This window comes from Hyphococcus luteus, from assembly GCF_002943565.1.
GTDB lineage: Bacteria > Pseudomonadota > Alphaproteobacteria > Caulobacterales > Parvularculaceae > Hyphococcus > Hyphococcus luteus.
The window spans coordinates 132,102-149,776 of record NZ_PJCH01000005.1; the positions used below are offsets into that span (position 1 = coordinate 132,102).

18 protein-coding genes are annotated in these 17,675 nt (G+C 63.6%); 6 read left to right on the top strand and 12 right to left on the bottom strand.

The window, feature by feature from the left end:
• The first annotated feature begins 63 nt into the window (after positions 1 to 63).
• Positions 64 to 996 (top strand): AEC family transporter, encoded by a 933-nt coding sequence (locus CW354_RS05470; RefSeq protein WP_104829049.1) that lies wholly within the window; start codon positions 64 to 66, stop codon positions 994 to 996.
• On the opposite strand, the gene hisS is transcribed toward CW354_RS05470, so the two are convergent.
• Entirely contained in the window at positions 993 to 2,471 is a 1,479-nt protein-coding gene (gene hisS, locus CW354_RS05475; RefSeq protein ID WP_104829050.1) for a histidine--tRNA ligase, read from the bottom strand. The two genes, CW354_RS05470 and hisS, sit on opposite strands and share 4 nt — an antisense overlap.
• A 116-nt stretch (positions 2,472 to 2,587) precedes the next feature.
• Here hisS and CW354_RS05480 point away from each other — a divergent pair, with 116 nt between their 5' ends.
• Complete coding sequence (locus CW354_RS05480) at positions 2,588 to 3,073, top strand: hypothetical protein (RefSeq protein ID WP_104829051.1); 486 nt, start codon at positions 2,588 to 2,590, stop codon at positions 3,071 to 3,073.
• A 115-nt stretch (positions 3,074 to 3,188) separates the two neighbouring features.
• Positions 3,189 to 3,629, top strand: coding sequence for a styrene oxide isomerase (locus CW354_RS05485; protein ID WP_207764687.1), 441 nt, complete (start codon positions 3,189 to 3,191; stop codon positions 3,627 to 3,629).
• 1 nt (position 3,630) lies between these two features.
• Here the strand turns inward: CW354_RS05485 and CW354_RS05490 are convergent, their stop codons facing one another.
• Together CW354_RS05490 and pgi are read right to left on the bottom strand one after the other, a co-directional pair.
• Positions 3,631 to 4,248 carry a peptidylprolyl isomerase gene (locus CW354_RS05490; RefSeq protein ID WP_104829052.1) on the bottom strand — a complete coding sequence of 206 codons (618 nt, stop codon included), beginning with the start codon at positions 4,246 to 4,248 and terminating at the stop codon, positions 3,631 to 3,633.
• Positions 4,249 to 4,343: 95 nt separating this feature from the next.
• Positions 4,344 to 6,008: a glucose-6-phosphate isomerase gene (gene pgi / locus CW354_RS05495; protein WP_104829997.1), complete on the bottom strand. Its 1,665-nt coding sequence runs from the start codon at positions 6,006 to 6,008 to the stop codon at positions 4,344 to 4,346.
• Between the two features lie 122 nt (positions 6,009 to 6,130).
• Between pgi and CW354_RS05500 the strand changes: the two genes are divergently transcribed.
• Complete coding sequence (locus CW354_RS05500; RefSeq protein WP_104829053.1) at positions 6,131 to 6,310, top strand: hypothetical protein; 180 nt, start codon at positions 6,131 to 6,133, stop codon at positions 6,308 to 6,310.
• On the opposite strand, the gene CW354_RS05505 is transcribed toward CW354_RS05500, so the two are convergent.
• The 4 genes from CW354_RS05505 to CW354_RS05520 all read right to left on the bottom strand — a co-directional run bounded on the left by CW354_RS05505 (position 6,299) and on the right by CW354_RS05520 (position 11,114).
• Positions 6,299 to 8,410 (bottom strand): protein-disulfide reductase DsbD family protein, encoded by a 2,112-nt coding sequence (locus CW354_RS05505; RefSeq protein ID WP_104829054.1) that lies wholly within the window; start codon positions 8,408 to 8,410, stop codon positions 6,299 to 6,301. The genes CW354_RS05500 and CW354_RS05505 overlap by 12 nt on opposite strands.
• 132 nt (positions 8,411 to 8,542) lie before the next feature.
• Positions 8,543 to 9,334 carry a SapC family protein gene (locus CW354_RS05510; protein WP_104829055.1) on the bottom strand — a complete coding sequence of 264 codons (792 nt, stop codon included), beginning with the start codon at positions 9,332 to 9,334 and terminating at the stop codon, positions 8,543 to 8,545.
• Between the two features lie 343 nt (positions 9,335 to 9,677).
• The gene (locus tag CW354_RS05515) at positions 9,678 to 10,553 is read right to left on the bottom strand and encodes an alpha/beta fold hydrolase (protein WP_104829056.1); all 876 of its coding nucleotides are present in this window, start codon (positions 10,551 to 10,553) and stop codon (positions 9,678 to 9,680) included.
• Positions 10,554 to 10,583: 30 nt separating this feature from the next.
• Positions 10,584 to 11,114, bottom strand: coding sequence for a 3'-5' exonuclease (locus tag CW354_RS05520; RefSeq protein WP_133162192.1), 531 nt, complete (start codon positions 11,112 to 11,114; stop codon positions 10,584 to 10,586).
• Positions 11,115 to 11,188: 74 nt separating this feature from the next.
• On the opposite strand from CW354_RS05520, the gene CW354_RS05525 reads away from it, so the two are divergent.
• Positions 11,189 to 11,599, top strand: a complete 411-nt coding sequence (locus CW354_RS05525; protein WP_104829058.1) for a secondary thiamine-phosphate synthase enzyme YjbQ — start codon at positions 11,189 to 11,191, stop codon at positions 11,597 to 11,599.
• Here CW354_RS05525 and CW354_RS05530 read toward each other — a convergent pair.
• Both CW354_RS05530 and CW354_RS05535 read right to left on the bottom strand, forming a co-directional pair.
• Positions 11,596 to 11,805 (bottom strand): hypothetical protein, encoded by a 210-nt coding sequence (locus tag CW354_RS05530; protein ID WP_104829059.1) that lies wholly within the window; start codon positions 11,803 to 11,805, stop codon positions 11,596 to 11,598. The genes CW354_RS05525 and CW354_RS05530 overlap by 4 nt on opposite strands.
• 48 nt (positions 11,806 to 11,853) lie before the next feature.
• Positions 11,854 to 12,708 carry a S49 family peptidase gene (locus tag CW354_RS05535; protein ID WP_207764688.1) on the bottom strand — a complete coding sequence of 285 codons (855 nt, stop codon included), beginning with the start codon at positions 12,706 to 12,708 and terminating at the stop codon, positions 11,854 to 11,856.
• Positions 12,709 to 12,914: 206 nt separating this feature from the next.
• Here CW354_RS05535 and CW354_RS05540 point away from each other — a divergent pair, with 206 nt between their 5' ends.
• Entirely contained in the window at positions 12,915 to 13,949 is a 1,035-nt protein-coding gene (locus CW354_RS05540; protein ID WP_423793521.1) for a polyprenyl synthetase family protein, read from the top strand.
• A 3-nt stretch (positions 13,950 to 13,952) separates the two neighbouring features.
• Here CW354_RS05540 and CW354_RS05545 read toward each other — a convergent pair whose 3' ends face one another.
• From CW354_RS05545 to CW354_RS05555, 3 genes are read right to left on the bottom strand one after another with little or no spacing between them, the layout of a single operon-like run.
• Positions 13,953 to 15,044, bottom strand: coding sequence for a glycosyltransferase family 4 protein (locus CW354_RS05545; protein ID WP_104829061.1), 1,092 nt, complete (start codon positions 15,042 to 15,044; stop codon positions 13,953 to 13,955).
• 36 nt (positions 15,045 to 15,080) lie between these two features.
• Positions 15,081 to 15,947 (bottom strand): 4-(cytidine 5'-diphospho)-2-C-methyl-D-erythritol kinase, encoded by an 867-nt coding sequence (locus tag CW354_RS05550; protein WP_104829062.1) that lies wholly within the window; start codon positions 15,945 to 15,947, stop codon positions 15,081 to 15,083.
• Complete coding sequence (locus CW354_RS05555) at positions 15,944 to 17,659, bottom strand: tetratricopeptide repeat protein (protein ID WP_104829063.1); 1,716 nt, start codon at positions 17,657 to 17,659, stop codon at positions 15,944 to 15,946. Before CW354_RS05555 ends, CW354_RS05550 begins: the two co-directional genes overlap by 4 nt.
• Between the last annotated feature and the right edge of the window lie 16 nt (positions 17,660 to 17,675).

Below are 17,675 nucleotides of genomic sequence, written 5' to 3' on the forward strand. Positions count from 1 at the left end.
CCGCTCCTTGCTGACGGCGCTGCGACTTGACGGTTCACGCGAGCCTTGTGAAAGGCTCGGCCCATGAGTTCCGTTTTCACCATCGCCCTTCCCGTCTTCGCTGTCATCGCCGCCGGTTTCCTGGCCGGCCGGACGAAAATGTTGAACGCCGCCGACTCCGAGGTGCTCAACAAATTCGTTTTCCGCTTCACGATGCCCGCCGCCCTCTTCGGTCTGACCGCCGGCGCAACGCCGCCGGGACACAAGGATCTGATCGTGGCCCTTTCCTACGCCGCGGGCTCGCTCACCGCGGTGATGATCGGTTATTTCCTCTCACAGCGGCTTTTCCATCTTTCGAAACAGGAAGCGGGCGCCCATGCGCTGACCTCGACTCTCGGCAACGCCGTCTTTCTCGGCCTGCCCATCGCGCTGACCATCGAAGGATGGGCGAAGCCGTTCGTTTCCATCATGCTGATCGAAGGCACGGTGATGATCACGATCCTCACCGCCCTGATTTCGCCGCGCAAGGAAGACGGCCACGCCTTAGAGCGCGCCGGCTCCTTCATCCTCGGGCCTTTGAAGAACCCGCTCATTCTCGGCATGATTTTAGGCTTCCTCTATTCGGCGCTCGGCATACCCTTCGAGCCGCCGGTCAAAACCTTTTTCGACATTCTCGGGCGCGCGGCGGGGCCGACGGCGCTGTTCTCCCTCGGGGTTTTCCTCGCGACCCACCGGTTCCCGGCGTTCAAATCCGTCGCCGGGCGCATCAGCCTCATCGCCATCACCAAGATGGGCGTCCTGCCCTCGGTCGCGCTCAGCGCCGCCGCCCTGCTGGGCGTTCACGACCCAGAATATTGGGGCGCGCTGGCGCTTTTTGTCGCCGTGCCGTCGGGCGTCGGCTGCTTCGTGCTGGCGAGCCAGTATCGCGTCTACACAAGCGAGACCGCCGCGGCGATCGCCTTTACGATGATGCTGTCGGTGCTGACGGTGTCGGGCGTGCTGGTGGTGTTTGGCTAACGCCTGGCCAGCACCTTCTTCACCGCTTCCACAAGCTCATCGCGCTTCACGGAAAACTGCGCGGGCTGGGCTTCGCGCCATTCGGCGTTGTCCTCGATCTGTTTTGAAAGCTCAGCGCCGAGGACGAGGTCCTTGATCTGCACCTCGCCCTTCTCGCGCTCTTCGGAGCCTTGAATGATCGCGACGGGCGCGGCGCGCTTGTCGGCGTATTTCAATTGCTTGCCGAAATTCGAGCCGCCGAGATAGACCTCGGCGCGCACGCCCGCATCGCGAAGTTCAGACGCCATCTTCTGATATTCCGCCATCTGATCTTTTTCGAGCGCGAGCACGACCACGGGACCGTTCGCCGTTTCCTCAGCGCTTTTCTTCAATTCAAGCGCCGCCAGAAGGCGCGACACGCCGACGGAAACGCCGACGGCCGGGACCTCGACGCCCTTGAAGCGCTTGACGAGGCCGTCATAGCGCCCGCCGCCGCCGATGGAGCCCATTTGCACCGGACGGCCCTTGGCGTCCGTTAGCCCGCTCGCAAATTCCGCCTCGAACACGGGCCCCGTGTAATAATCGAGGCCGCGAATGACCGAGCAGTCGAAGATGATCGGACGCGATGCGAAATCCGGGATCGAGGCCTTGATGCCTTGCAGCTCCGCCACGCCTTCGGCGCCGCTTTGCGTTTCGCCGAGAAGCTTTTCGATGACGCCGAGCGGATCGCCCTTGGAATTTTCCGGACCCGATTTCAGGAAGGCCAGCACGGTTTCGATCTTGGCGTCGTCGAGCTTCGCGCCGTCGGTGAAGTCGCCGCTCTCGTCTTTACGCCCCGGGCCAAACAGCAGCGCCACGCCTTCGGCGCCGAATTTGTCGAACTTGTCCATGGAGCGCATGACGGTGAGACGCGTTTCCATATCCGCTTCGTCCGACAAGCCGATCTTCTCGAAGAGGCCGTCGACGATCTTGCGGTTCGAAACGCGAATGAAAAAGTCGGACCGCGCAATCCCCGCCGCCTCGATCACGTCGCCGAAAAGCGCGCAGATCTCCGCGTCGGCGTAAGGCGCCGGCGCGCCCACCGTGTCGACATCGCATTGCGTGAACTGGCGGAAGCGGCCCGGCCCCGGCTTTTCATTGCGCCAGACAGGGCCCATCTGATAGCGCCGGAAGGGTTTGGGGAGCGCATCGTAATGCTCGGCCACATAGCGTGCGAGCGGCGCCGTTAAGTCGTAGCGCAGGCTCATCCACTGCTCGTCATCGTCCTGCAGCGAGAAGACGCCCTGGTTCGGCCGGTCCGTGTCGGGCAGGAACTTGCCGAGCGCGTCGGTGTATTCGAAAGCCGGTGTCTCGAGCGCGTCGAAGCCCCAGGCCTCGTAAACCGCGCCGATGCGCGCCAGCATTTCGCGCTCGGCGGCGATCTCTGCGCCGAGCCGGTCGCGGAACCCGCGCGGAATGCGCGCCTTGGGACGGAATGTCTTCTGCTTTTTGGCCATAGAGGCGCGGGGATAGCCGATGGCGCGGGGGGAGGCAATGCGGCAGGGACGATGCGGGGCCTTTGCAGGCTTGAAGCGGCCCGGGCATACTCGGCTCTCAAAAGGGGAGAAAAGCCATGAACCTCATGAAATTGATCCGGGCGCTCCTAGGGACCGGGGCCGCGCTCATGCTCTCGGCTTGCGGCGGGCCCGTCCCGTCGGACATGTTCCTCACATTGAGCGTCTCGACGCGCGACGTCGCGGTCAAAACCGCGATCAACGGCAAGCCCAGCGACTTCCTCTCCGGCGGCGAGGAAGGCTCCATGACCGCCTCGGCGCCCCTGAACAACACAGTCAAAGAAGGCGAGAACGAAGCGACCTTCCTGCTTTCCGGCCGCGATCACGGGGATGACGGCGTCATCGACGCGGCGTTCCTGGCGACCCTTGAAATCGCCGTCAAAGGCGAGATCGTCGACACGCTAGAGCCCGGCGAACGCATGATCTTCAGCCGCGAGCTCACCGAAGAAGAAGCGGCCGCGCTCGCCGGGGGCGAGAGCGTGACCATCACCGAGCGCTTCACAGTGTCGCGAGCCGCGCTCGAAGAGATGAAAGCCGGCGAATAAAGCCGGCGCCGGTCACTTACTTTCGTCAGGTTACAGAACGGCTTCCGCGGCGTAAGGCGGGCGCCCCCTAATCAAGAGGGCCCAAGCCCCGTATCTATAAAGGAGAAACCTTCCCATGACTGACGCTCATGACGCTTTTCCCTCGAGCCGGCTTTTGATGCAGCTCGGCGCCGTTTTGTTGCTGCTTGGCCTTTTGACCGGGCTCGCCGTGCCCATGGCGGCGCTGCCGCGCATGGCGCTTGCGAGCCATCTCGAAGCGATCCTCAACGGCATGCTCCTGATTATTCTCGGCGTGATCTGGACGCGGCTCGTCCTCGGTCCCCGGCAGCGCATCGCCGCCTTCTGGCTCGTCATCTACGCCGCCTTCGCGAACTGGACGGCGACGCTCATTTCCGCCTTCACCGGCGCCGCGGCGATGATGCCGCTCGCCGGCGGCGGCTCCGCCGGCGCGGCGCCGTTCGAGCTTGCGGTGGCGACGTTGCTTCTCAGCCTGACGCTCGCCATTCTGATCGGCGTCGGCCTGGTGATTTACGGGCTGCGCCCGGCGAGAGCCTAAGTTATTCCGCTTCCGGCCACTCAATCGGATCGACGCGCTCGATGAAAACAGGCTCGACGGGCACTTCCGCGTCGAAGACGCCCTTCGGGCCGGTCTCGACCTGGCCGATGGCGTCGGCGACATCCATGCCTTCGACAACGCGCCCGAAGACCGTGTAGCCGTAGATCGGCCCGATCTCGGTCACGTCATGATCGAGCTTCGGGTTGTCGCGCAAATTGATGAACCATTGCGCCTGGGCGCTGTCCGGGTCGTCACTGCGCGCCATGGCGAGGGTCCCGCGTTTATTTTTAAGTCCGTTGTCGCCTTCGTAAGGGATCGGATCGTATTTGCCGCGCTCGGTCAAAAGCCGGGAAAACCCGCCGCCCTGAATGACGAAGCCTTTCACCACGCGATGAAAGATCGTGCGGTCATATTTGCCTTCGGTCGCATAGCGCAGGAAATTCGCAACCGTCTTCGGCGCCTTTTCCGGGTAGAGCTCAACGACGATGTCGCCCTTGGAGGTCTGGATTTTCGCGTGGGTTGCGGTTTCGTCCTGTGCATCCTGGGCGGCGCTCGCGGATGACGCCCATCCGAGGAAGCCTGCAATCATGATAATGCGGAAAACAGTCGACAGTTTCATTTCGTCACCTTCCTCCGCTCATTCCCGCGAAAGCGGGAATCCATTCATCCGAACGCTGGATCCCCGCATGCGCGGGGATGAGCGGTTTTAATATTTCACTTCATCTTCGCGCGGACGGCGTTGACCCGGTCGATGAGCCCGTTGGTCGAGGCGTCATGGCCTTCCGCCTCTGGTTTCTCTTCGCCCGCTTTCGCGAGCTCCGGCAGGATAGTTTTCGCCAGCGCCTTGCCGAGCTCGACGCCCCATTGATCGAAGGAATTGATCCCCCATAGGGCGCCCTGACAGAAAATCTTGTGCTCATAAAGCGCGATCAGCGCGCCGAGAGTTTCCGGCGTCAGCTTTTCCATAAGAATGGAATTGGTCGGGCGGCCGCCGGGGAAGACCTTGTGCGGCGCCAGCCGGTCGATATCGGGCGGCGCATAGCCTTCTTCTTTCAGCTCCGCGCGCGCTTCCTTTTCGGTCTTGCCCCGCATCAAGGCTTCGGTCTGGGCGAGGAAGTTCGAGAGCAGTTTTTCGTGATGATCCCCCGTCTCTTCCTGACTGACCGCCGGCGCGATGAAATCCGCCGAGACAAGGTCCGTACCCTGATGAAGGAGCTGATAAAAAGCATGCTGGCCGTTGGTGCCGGGCTCGCCGAAAATCACCGGCCCGGTCTCGCATTGAACCGCCTCCCCGTCTTTCGTGACGCGCTTGCCGTTCGATTCCATGTCCGCCTGCTGCAGGTAAGCCGGCAGGCGGTGAAGATGCTGGTCGTAAGGCAGCACCGCATGGGAGCCTATGCCGAGAAAATTGCGGTTCCACACGCCCGCAAGCGCCAGCATGACCGGCATGTTCTCGCGCAACGGCGCCGAGCGGAAATGCTCGTCCATGGCGTGGGCGCCGTGCAGAAGCTTTTCGAAATTCGCAAACCCGACCTGCAGCGCGATCGACATGCCGATCGCCGACCAGAGGGAATAACGCCCGCCGACCCAGTCCCAGAATTCGAACATGTTTTCCTCGGCGACGCCGAAGGCCTTCACCGCATAGGCGTTGGTTGAGAGCGCGATGAAATGCTTGGCGATGTCGTCTTCGCTTGCGCCGTGAGAAAGGAACCATTGTTTCGCCGTTTCGGCGTTGGTCATGGTCTCCTGGGTGGTGAATGTTTTTGAGGCGACGATGAACAGCGTCGTTTCGGGATCAACCGCCGCCAGCGTGTCGGCGATGTGCTGGCCGTCCACATTGGAGACGAAATGGGCCTTGCGCCCCTCGATCCAGTAAGGCCGGAGCGCCTCGGTCGCCATGAAAGGGCCGAGATCGGACCCGCCGATGCCGATATTGACGACGGTCGTTAAAGGCTTGCCGGTGTAGCCCTTGCGCTCGCCCCCGTGAACGCCGTCGGCGAAGCTTTTCATCTTGGCGAGCTCGGCGCGGACTTTGCGCGAGACGTTCTCGCCGCCCACATGGTAATCGCGCTGGGAGAAATCGCGCAGGGCCGGATGCAGGACCGCCCGCTCCTCGGTCGTATTGATCGCCTCGCCCGTCAGCATGCGCTCGCGCGCGCCCTCAAGATCCGCCGCCATGGCCAGCGCGATCAGATGGTCGGCGACGTCCTCGGTGATCTTGTTCTTGGAATAATCGAGAAAAAGCCCCGCCGCCTCGATGGAATAGCGCGCGAACCGGCCCGGATCCTTTTCGAAAAGCGACCGCATGGACACGTCCTTGAGCGCCGCCGCATCGGCCTCCAGCGCCTGCCATTCCGGTGTTCCGGTGATGTCGGTCATGGAATAATCCTCTGGGAAGCCGCCGCCGGCCATCGAACGGGGCGGCGTTTTTTCAAAACTGATAGGGATTTTACACGTCTTCCTCAACGCGTTTTAAACCAAAAGGCGGTAAACAGGCGTTCATGCAAGTCTCCGCCGCCGCCCGCTCCGCCCTTTTCAAACGCGCGCTCCTGAATCTCGCCGCTATCGCCGCGGTGACCGCGATTTTCGCCCTCAAAGAGGCAGAATGGGAAAAGCGCGCGGTGATCGAGCAGAGCCATGCGCCGAAGCTGGCCGAAGCCCGCGCCGATTTAGACTCCTGAGACCGCCTCGATGACGGCCTTTTTGCCCAGAGGCAGGGGCAAGACGTCCGGCGCGCCGTCCTCCCCGTAATAGACGTAAAGCGGCACGCCGCTCGCCCCAAAGCTTTCCAGCGCCTCGGTGATCTCCGGATCGCGCACGGTCCAGTCCGCCACCATGAAGACCGCCCCCGCTTCGTCAAAGGCGCGGGCGACGGCGGGGTCCGAGAAGACGGTGAGCTTGTTGAACTGGCAGGTGACGCACCAGGCGGCGGTGAAATCGATGAAAACCGGCGTTCCTTCGGTGCGATAGTCCTCGATCGCTTCAGGGCTGAAGGGAACGGCCGTCATCGCGCCATAGGCGCCCGCTTCATCCTGAACGGCCGGCGCGGTCTGAAGCCGCGCGAGCGGCGCGAGCGCCGCGAGAACGGCGATGGCGGAGATAATCCGCAAGACCAGCGCGCCCGTCCCTTCCCTCTTGCTCTTTTCAAAACTCCAGGCGGCGAAAGCGAGCAGCACCGCCCCGGACAGTACGACAGCGAGCCCGCCGCCCGTCGCCTGCTGCGCCAGCACCCAGAGGAAATAGGCGGCGGCGGCGAAGACCGGGAAGGCCAAAAGCTGCTTGAAGACGGCCATCCAGGGACCGGGCTTCGGCAGGCGCCGCCCGAGCCCCGGAACGAAGGACAGGAGGAGGTAAGGCGCGGCGAGCCCGAGGCCCAGCGCCGCGAAGATCGCAAGACCGGTCAGAGGCGGCAGCAGCAGCGCCGCCCCCATAGGCGCGCTCAACAAGGGACCGATGCAAGGGGCGGCGACGACCACGGCGAGAACGCCGGTGAAGAACGCGCCCACGGCGCCTTTCTTCGCGGCAAGCCCCTGCCCCGCCCCGGCGACGCTTTCGCCGGCGGAAAACAGCCCCGCCAGATTAAGGCCCACCCCTAAAAGCACATAGGCCGAGAGCGCCGTCACGATGGGGGACTGGAGGTGAAAGCCCCAGCCGAGCTCTTCGCCGCCGGCGCGCAAGGCCAAGAGGACCCCGCCGATGAGGAGGAAGCTCGCCAGCACGCCCGCGGCGTAAAGCGCGCCATGAGCCCGCGCGACGCCCGGATGCTCCCGCGCGCTTTCCATAAAGGCCGCCGCCTTGATGAACACCACCGGAAAGACGCACGGCATGATGTTCAAAAGAACGCCGCCGAAGAACGCGAGCGCCAGGAGCGCCGGCACCCCGAGCCCGCCGGCGAGGGTCGGCGCTGCGCTTGCGGGCGCCGCTTTTTCCGCCGGCTTTTCGATAGGCCCGGAAAGCGGCGCGCTGAGCCAGACGCCGCGGCGCCCTTGCGGGCCATCAAAGGCGAGCACGCCGTCGAGCGCGGCGCCGTCAAATGTCTCTAACCAGCCCGGCTGCATGGCAATGCGCGCTTCGCCGTCCCTGACGCCGATCTCCTGCGGCGCGGCGGCTTCGACCAGGCCTTCCGGCGCCGGGAAGAAAAACGCAGCTTCCGGATCGAGGCCGGCGGGCGCCGAGGCCGTCAGCACATAGCCGCCATCCGCAACGGAAAACCCTGCTTCCTTGTCGCCCTCATCGGGCAGTTTCGCCCGGGCTTTCGCGAACAGTCCCGCATGGGCCGCATCGGACGCAGCCGCTTCAACCACAGGCAGGGAGAAGGAAAAACGTCCGTCTTCGGGCACACAGATGTCCTCGCAGGTCTGCCAGGACGCATCGATGGCGATCTCGATATCGTCGCCGGGCCGCGCATCCGCCGGCGCCGTCACGGGGATGAGAAAAACCGGCGCGCCTTCATGGGCGTAGCTCGCCAGCGGGCCCACGGGAATATAGTCCGGGACCGGATGAAGCGGCGCGCCCGCGACAAAGCCTTCGGGCATTGTCCATGTCAGCCGCAGGGGCATCCCCGCCGAGCCGGGATTGATCCAGAAGACGTGCCAGCCGGGCTTTAACTCCTGGCGAAGGGCGAACCACAAGGTCTCGCCGGGAACGAAGCCCTGGCTTTCGGGAATGATCTCGGTTTTCGCCGTATACTCGTTTTCGACGACCGTCTGCGCGTATGCGCCGGCCCCGGCGCAATAGACGGCGCAAAAAAGAGCGGCGATGAGAAAGAAGCGGCGGATCATGGTCCCCCTTGGTAGCGGGCGGCGGGTCTCGCGCCAATATCCGCCGGGCGCTGCAAAACGCCGCTCGCCGGAAGGTGAACATGAAAAAACCGGGCCTTTCGGGCCCGGTTTCGCCGGCGGATCGCCGAAATCTTAATTGACGACCGGCTTGAAAATGTCCGCCTCGGACAGATTGAAGCGCTTGGCGCGGCGCTGCAGCAGGAGGCGCCAGTTGCTCATGGACATCAACATCGCATAGGCCAGCGGCAAAAGCCCGCGGCTGTGGAAGTCGACCAGCATGTCCTTGTCGATCGAATTCATGCGCTGTTCTTCGATACCGAAATATTGCGCGAAATTGACCGGCTCGCTCGCGCCCGTCGGCGTATATTGCGCCGTCTGCGGCTGGACAAGTTCGGCGTCCACAAGCGCCTTGGCGAACTGATCCGTCATCTGACGGTCGCGCTCGTAGTTCTTGCAGAAATCGATCGCCGCCTGGGTCTGCTCCGTCGGCTCGTCATTGCTGAAAAGCGGCACGTCGCCGTTTTCGGTCAGGCCTTCAAAGGCGCGATCGATGACGATCGCCATGCGTTCGCCGTTGTTTTCCGTGGCGAGGCCGAACGGATAGCGGCGCACATAGGCCGGGATGTAGCAATTCTCTTCCCAGTTTCCCTGATCGTCGACGAAAAGATTGATGTCGTCGTAAAGCCCCGTCACCGCGAGCAGCTGCGGCTGCTCGTTGGACATGAAGATGATCGGATAGTTTTTCATGGCCGACGGGACTTCGCCCAGGGTCAGCGGAATGGCGCGCGCTTTCGACGCAAAGCCGAAAGGCTGCGCCGCCGGCTTCAGCGCCAGGCCGCCATGTTTTTCTTTCATCAAAAGTTCCGGCTGTTCATAGAGGAACATCTTGCCGGTCACTTCCGGAACCGCTTGCGCCTCGCTCATTGTCTACCCTTCCTAAAAATCGTTCTCGCCCGTCTTCGCCGGGCGCGCGCCGCGCCCTTCATTGCCCCTCCGGGCGGTGTGCTGGACCGCTTAGAGCCTCGCCTCCAAAATTCCGCAACCCCCGGACATTGGAAAATCAGACGTTCCTTTCCAGAAACCGATACGGGCCCGGCTCTCATCTTTTAAGGATAAGAGCCTTTGCGGCATCGGGTCTGCGGCCGGCGAACATCTGTCTATCCAGCCCTGATGGGCGTTGCAGACTTTAGGGCAGGGCTCTTAGCAAAAAGGCCGCCCCGCTCCAAGCCTTTCGGGCGCAAAGCCAGCCTTTTCGCGGGCGCTGCGCTCAGGCGCCAAGAAACGCAGCCAGGTCTTGGGGCTTTTCCATGGGCGCCAGATGGCTGACGCCCGGCCTCACGACAAGCTCTGCGCCGAGCCGGCGGAACCGCGCCCGGGCGGCTGACGAAACGGTGGAGGACGGATGATCCGCCGCAAACACCGACATCTTGGCCGGCGCGGCGCGGGCCGCCGCCCAGACATCATTCGCCTGCGCTGCGAAAGTCGCCGATTCCCAGCGCGGATCGCAGGAAAGCCGGACGCCCTCCCCCGAAGCATCGTCGACAAGACCATCTTCGAGATAGTCTTCAAGGACCCCCGGCGCCCAGGCCTTGAACAGCCCCTTGCGGGCGTAGGAGGCGAGAACGCTTTCCCGGTCGGGCCAGCGATTGCGCCGGCGCGCCGCCTGGCGCACCAGCGGGATGCGGTTCGACATCAGCGGCCAGAAAGGCGTCTTCGCGGCGAATGTCATCCAGCCCGGCATCGCCACAGGCTCGATGAGTTTCAAGGCCGCCACATCCGTGCGGCCTTGCGCCACGAGCACAGACGTCGCCGCGCCCATGGAATGGCCCGCAAGCGTCCAGCCTTCGCGGCGCTCGCGGTCGAGAAAGGCGCGCGCATCCGCTACAAAGGGTTTCCATGAGCGCAAACGAGACGGATCGGCGGGCCGCGTGTTCAGTCCGTGACCACGCAGATCGAGCGCGTAAATGTCAAAGCGGTCTTTGAGGCCGCCCAGCATGCGGCGATAAACGCAGGCGCAAAAGCCGGTGGCGTGGAGAAATAAAAGCGGCGGCCTGTCGGGCGCCGGCCAGCGAAACCCGGCGAGCGCGCCGTCGTTAAGCTCGATCCTGATGCGCTGCGGCGCGGGGCCGGTTCCACTGGTCATAAACACACTGTGAAAGGGATGACGCTGAAATCAATAACCGGAAGCAGCCAGTTCGTAGAGCATGCGCATATGCATGACGTCCGGCGCCGCGCGATGGCGGCGCGGCGCGCGCAGCTCCGCCGCCGTCACCAGGGGCCCGATCTTGTCCGGGGGCACGGAGCGCAACAGGCTCGCCAGGTCGCTGACGATGAAGCGCTGGCGTTTGCGCCCCGCCTGAAACAGACGATAGAGCCAAAAGCCGTCCCAGTCCGGCGCGTCGGAATAGATGATCTTGCCGGCGAGCGCCGCGTTCAGCTTTTCGCAGGCCTCTTTCGGCTCCACGCCGTCCTTGTCGAGCATTTCCGGCGAGACGCCGTGCAGGGTCTCAGCCTCGGCGCTCCAGTCGTCGAAGGACCATTCCGGCGCAGGCTTAATGAGCATCGCCTGGACGCCGCCATTAGCGAAGCACCAGCCGACCTCGATCGGCCAGGACCGCGCCGAAAGCCCCGACGCTTCTAGATCAATGAACGCAATATCTTTCAAAACAGAAACGGCGGTACAGCGGCTGACCAAACCGGGCAAGTATGGCGCGCGCCTTTTCTGACGGCAAAGCAATTATGGATAAAAATTCATAATTTAAATCAAAGAGTTAGCCTATGACAACGATTCTGCAAATCGACACCCCAGGGCGCGCCGCCGTCGATGTCACGGCGAAGATCGCCGATGTCGCCGCCGCTTCGAACGCTCCAGGCGGCCTCGCTCATCTTTTTATTCAGCATACCTCAGCCTCCCTGACAGTGCAGGAGAACGCCGATCCGGACGTCATGGCGGACCTGCTCGACTGGCTCGACAGGACGGCGCCGGAGAACGGGCCTTACCGCCATCGCGCGGAAGGGCCCGACGACATGCCGGCGCATCTGAAATCGGCGATGACCGCGACGTCGCTCTTCGTTCCGTTCGAGAACGGAAGGCTTTTGCTCGGGACCTGGCAGGGAATTTATCTTCTGGAACACCGACGCGCGCCGCACCGGCGGCGCATCGCCGTCACGCTCGCGCCTGAACTTTAGCGCGCCGCGCTTTTCGGTTTGAAGACGCCGCTTTCAGGGTCCTGTTCGTAATCGAGAACGGCGCCGTCGCCTTTCGCGCGCGCGGATTTGCGCATCTCGTCAATAGCGGCGCGCAAGGGGCGCGTGCGCTTTTCAGCGTAACGGCAGAGCGCGACAGCGCCCGCAGCGGCGGCGACAGTGACGGCCAGGGTGGTGACGGCGCTCATAATATGTCTCCCGGTTCCGGCATTCTTCAACTCAAGGTTCGGCGGCTGTTAAAGTCCGATCCGCGCCCACAAGGCCCGGCGCTCGCCCGCCGCCGCCAGCTCTTCCGCATCGACGAGCGCGGGGCTTTCCGAAGGGCTCTGCGCGCCGCCGGAAAAGAGCAGTTTCAACAAAGAGCCCTTCTCCTGCGAAATCCGCTTGATCTTAACATCTTTTCCGAAGCGGTCGCGTAAAAAATCGCCGAACTGAGCCGTTCCGTCGACCAATCCCTTTTCCACCGCCATGGCGCCGCTCCAGAACCGGCCGGAAAAAAGCGTCTCATCTTCGGACAGCTTGTCCCCGCGCCGCTCTTTGACAAGCGCGATGAACTGCTGGTGCAGCTCGTTCAGCATGTCTTTAAGGCGCGCCACGTCTTCGGGGTCTTCCGGCTGGAAGGGATCGAGCTGGGATTTGTTCTCGCCCGCCGTATAAACCCGCCGCTCGACGCCGAGCCTGCCGATCGCTTCGTGAAAGCCGAAACCGCCCGAAATGACCCCGATGGAGCCGACGATAGAGCTCTCATCGGCGTAGATTTCATCGCCGGCGAGCGCGAGAATATAGCCGCCGGAGGCCCCGGCGTCCTCGATGAAGGCGAGCACCGGCACGTCTTTTTCCTTCGCCTCGCGGCGCACGGCGCTGAAGATCAGGCGCGATTGAACCGGCGAGCCGCCCGGCGAATTGATCGCCAGCACCACCGCTTTAACGCCCTTCGGCTTGAACGCGTCGGCGATCGGTTTTTCGAGCTTTTTAAGCGTAAGCCCTTTGCGCCCGGCGCCGATCTCGCCGATCACCCCGGTCATTTCAATCACGGTTACGAGAGGCTTTTCCGGCCCGGCGAAAGGCAGGGCGCGCCAAATAGAATTCAAACGGTCGGTCCAATTTGTCATCGCCCGCTGTTAGGTGAAAACCCAAGCCTTTTCAATGATCAGCAAATCAGCGAACAAAGGACGCCAGCGTCTTGGACAGCGGTGATTCGCCGCTGAGGCGGGGCCGCCGCTTTCGCTTGACCGGGAGCGGCCCAGCGACCAATCTGCGAGGCGATTGCAATAACACACGAGCGAAAGGCGTTATTTTGGGTTTGGCCGCGACAGCCAGCGAGACACTCGCCGCAAGGCGCGCGCCGGAATTTCCATCCGCCGTCGCCCATCTGCGTTCGCTCACAGAACGCGATCTTGAAGCCGTTAACCATGAGATCCTGAGCCGGCTCGATTCGCCGGTGAAGATGATCCCGGAACTCGCCGGGCACCTCATCCACGCCGGCGGCAAACGCCTCCGGCCCATGCTGACGCTCGCCTCGGCGCGGCTGTTCGATTATGCGGGCGAAGACCATGTAAAGCTCGCCGCCGCGGTCGAGCTCATTCACGGCGCCACGCTGCTTCATGACGATGTGGTCGACGCCTCCTCCTTGCGCCGCGGGGCCTCCACCGCCAACACCATCTGGGGCAACAAGGAGAGCGTGCTCGTCGGGGACTTTATCTTCTCGCGCTCTTTCGAGCTGATGGTCGAAGCGAAAAATCTCGACGTTTTGCGCTCGCTGTCGCACGCCTCGAGCATCATCGCGCAAGGCGAAGTCCTGCAGCTGACGACGCAGAAAAACATCGCCGCCACCTTCGAGACCTATCTTCAGGTGGTGCGCGCCAAGACCGCGGCTCTCTTCGCCGCGGCGACGGAAGTGGGCGCGCAGATCTCCGGCCGCCCGGCGGAAGAAGAAATCGCTATGCGCCGTTTCGGCGAGGATTTCGGCATCGCCTATCAGCTCGTCGACGACGCCCTCGATTACGCCGGGTTCGAATATGCGCTCGGCAAGACGGTCGGCGACGATTTCCGCGAAGGCAAGATGACCGCGCCGGTGGTCTTCGCCATCGAGCGCGCGCGCGAAGAGGAAAAACCCTTCTGGCGGCGCGTCATCGCCGAGGGCCGGCAAGAGCCCGGCGATTTCGAAAAGGCGCAAAGCCTGATGGAGCGCGACGGCGTTATCGAAGACACCTTCGAATGCGCCCGCGACTACACGCAAAAAGCGCTCGACGCTTTGTCAAAAGCGCCCGACAACGAGTATCGCGAAGCGCTCGGCGATCTCGCCCTCACCTCGACGGCGCGCGGGTCTTAAACCTTATTCCGCAGCCGGCTGAAGCGCGTCGTCATCGGCGGCGGCGCGTCTCTTGAGCAATCCGCTTTTGTCGGCGCGCGCCGTGATGCGCGCGGCGCCGACAATGAACACAAACGACAACGCCAGCGGCGCCAGCCACTGCAAGGAAGGCGGCATCGCGAGCATCAGCGCGCCCGCGCCCGCACACAGGCTGACCAGCCCCATATAGATGACGGCGACGCTGGCGTGCGAAAAACCGCCGCGCATCATCAGCTGATAAAGATGCTCGCGATGCGCCGCGAGAAGGTTCTGCTTGCGCAGGGCCCTTGAGAACAGCGTCCAGGCGACGTCGAAAATAAACGGCAGAAAGATCACCGGCATGACGAGAACGCTAAGCCGCGCTTCGGTCCAGTTCGCGCCGAGGACGGCGAACGCGGCGATCAGAAAGCCGAGCATCTGACTGCCATTGTCGCCCATGAAGATTTTGCCGCGGATGAGATTTTCCGGCAGGAACCCGGCGGCGGCGCAGGCGAGAAGCAACGCCGCCACGGCCAGCACCGGCGCGCCGGAAAGACCGGCGAACACGGCGAACCAGGCGAGCCCCGCCGCCGCCGCGCCGGCGGCGAGCCCGTTCGCCCCGTCCATGAAATTAAAAGCGTTCATGAAACCGACGATCCAGAAAACGGTCAGCGCCGCGCCCCATAAGGGCCCGAGCGCAACCGCGCCCAGCGACGGCAGCGGAGCCGATTGCAGCGCACCGAAGAAAAAGATGAAGAGCGCGGCGACAAGGATCTGCCCGCCGAACTTCCAGACGGGGGAGAGCCCAAGCTTGTCGTCGGCGAGGCCGACAAAAAAAGCGGCGACGCCAGCGACGCCGATCAGCGCCAGCGTCTTCGCCGCGCCCCCATCGTCCGCGAAGGCGGCCATGACGAAAAGGCCGACAACCCATCCGCCCGTGATCGCGGCGCCGCCGATGCGCGGGGTCGCATGGTCGTGGCTCGAGCGTTCATTGGGTTCGTCGAGAAAGGCGCCCGCGCGCGCCGCCAGCATGCTGACGCAATAAACAACGGCCACCGTCATTGCGGCCGCAACCGCCATGATGAAGGGTTCGATCATCCGTTCTTCCGCCCCCGGGCTTTCCCGCCTGCGAACCTATCGCACATGGAGCGCCGAAGCCATGGCCCACCATCCGCGCGCCTGCAAAGCCGCCGCAGCGCGGACGGCGCCTTCGCGTGACGGGAACAGCGCAAAACACGTCGCGCCCGAGCCGGACATGCGCGCGGCGAGCGCGCCCGGCGCTTGCGCCAGCGCATCGATCGCATCGCGGATCACGGGCGCGCGTTCAATGGCGAAGGCTTCAAGATCGTTGCGGGTGCGCGCCATCGCGGCTTTGACTTGCGTGTAATTCACTGCGCGAAACGGATCACAAACCGGCGTCGCCGGCGCCGGGACGCCCGCATCGAAGGCGCGGAAGACAGGCCCCGTGGGCATGTCGACACCCGGATTGACGAGGCATATCCATAAAGCCGGCAGAACAGGCCCCTTCTCAAGGATTTCGCCGGCGCCCGTCACATGGACCGGCGCGCGGGCGAGACAGGCCGGCACGTCGGCGCCGAGGGAAAAACCGAGCCGCGACAGCGCCGCCTCGCCGATCTCCAAGCTCCACAATTTGACGAGCGCGCGCAAAACCGCCGCCGCATCCGCCGAGCCGCCGCCGACGCCCGCCGCCACGGGCAGGTTCTTTTCAAGCGTGATGGCCGCGCCTGTTTCAACGCCGCATTTGCGCGCCAGCTTTTGCGCCGCACGAAAGACGAGATTAGCCTCCGGCGGCAGATTCTTCAGCGCGTCCGCGAAAGGTCCCTCAATGGCGAGAGAAATGTCGTTGGCGGGCTCAACGCGAATGACGTCGCCGTCTTCGGCGAAAATGAAAAGGCTTGCGAGATCGTGCAGCCCGTCGCGGCGGACGGGACCGATATGGAGATAAAGATTGACTTTGGCGGGAGCGGTCTCGGCGATCATGCGCTCTCTTCCGGCAAGCCTTCCTCAAGTTTCTTCTCGACGCTGTCGCGCAGCTTGTCGGACGGTTCAAGCTCCAGAACGCGTTTCCATTCGTAACGCGCCTCGATCTTGCGCCCGAGCCGCCAGTAAACGTCGCCGAGATGATCGGTGATGGTCGGGTCGGCGGGTTCGAGCGACGCGGCGTGCTCGAGATGGCCCACCGCCTCTTTATAATCGCCGCGCTGATAATGGGCCCAGCCGAGGCTGTCGATAAAGGCGCCGGAATTCGGTTTGATCGCCACCGCCTGCTCGATAAGATCGAACGCCTTGTCGAGATTCTCGCCGCGCTCCGCCCAGGAATAGCCGAGATAGTTGAGCGCGGTCGGCTCTTTCGGCGCAATCTCGACGGCGCGCTCCAGATCCTTTTCCGCCGGCGGCCATTGACCGAGCTCCATCAGCGAGGCGGCGCGGCCGACGAAAAACCGCCAGGAATCTTCGGGCGGATCCTCGGACAAAGTATCGATCAGCTTGCCGTAAACCGCGACGGCTTCGCGATGACGGCCCTGGCCGGCGAGAAGGTTGGCGTAATTGAGCCGCGCCTCCTGCGACTTGCCGGAGCGCGCCGCAGCGCGCAGCACCTTTTCGGCTTCCGCTTCGCGCCCGAGTCCCATCAGCCCGCCGGCGATGTCGATCTGCGCCTGCTCGTAAAAGGCGGAAGACTTCGGAATCTTTTTGAGCATGTCGATGGCGCGTTCATTGTCGCCATAGGCGTTGAGGATCGCCCCGGCGAGACGCTGCGCGTGATCGAAATCGGGCCAGAGATAAAGCGCGATCCGGGTGAAGGCGAGCGGCATGTCGTAATTGGCGTCGCCGACGCGAAAGCCCGCCTTTTGCGCCGCGTCTCTTTGATCGGCCATCTGCTGCAGGATCGCCGAGCCGAACGAATAAAGCGCGACGGCCGCGCCTTTTTGCGGCGTGACATTGGCCCATGTCTTGTCGGTTTTGCCGGCGGCGAGACGCTCCAGCCCGCGCTTGGCGACCTGCCGGTCGAGACCGGGATATTGCGCCAGCAATTCATAATGCGCGCGCGCCTCGTCGATATTGCCGGTGCGCTGAAGGAAGGCGCCGTACGCATCGCGGCCGACAACCCCGCCATAGGTCATCAGCGCGAGCTGATAGGCGGTGCGCGCTTCATCGTCGAGACCGGCGTTTTCGAACAAAAACGCCTGGTGCAAGGGATGAAAGCCGCGGAAGGTGTCGCCGTCTTTTTTGGCGAGCGCTTTCAGCGCCGGCTCGGGCCCCTCTTCCCCGGCGATCGCCCAGGCGTCGAGAATGGCCATGGAGGCGGAGAAATATTCAACCTCAGCCTTGGCGGCGAGCGCGTCGCGGGCCGCGGCGTATTTCCCGTGTTTGAGATCGCGCGCCGCGATGGTCAGCCGGGCGAGGTCGTCGTCTTCTTTTTCTTCATTGGCGAGAATCTTATCGGCGAGCGCCGCCGCGCCTTCGATGTCGCCCGACGCGACCTTGAAGAAAAAAGCGCCGCGCAGGACTTCCTTCGCCTCGACGCCTTCGGCCTCCACGTCCTCGAAGGACGACGCCGCCTCGCGGATATCGTTCGATCCGGCGGCGAGACGGCCCGACAGATAATCGCCGACGACGCTGGTCTCGTCGGGCGCGGACGCGCAACCGGCCGCCAGACAAAAAACGGCAATCCCAATGGTCAGAAATTTCATGCGCAACAGATGCGTT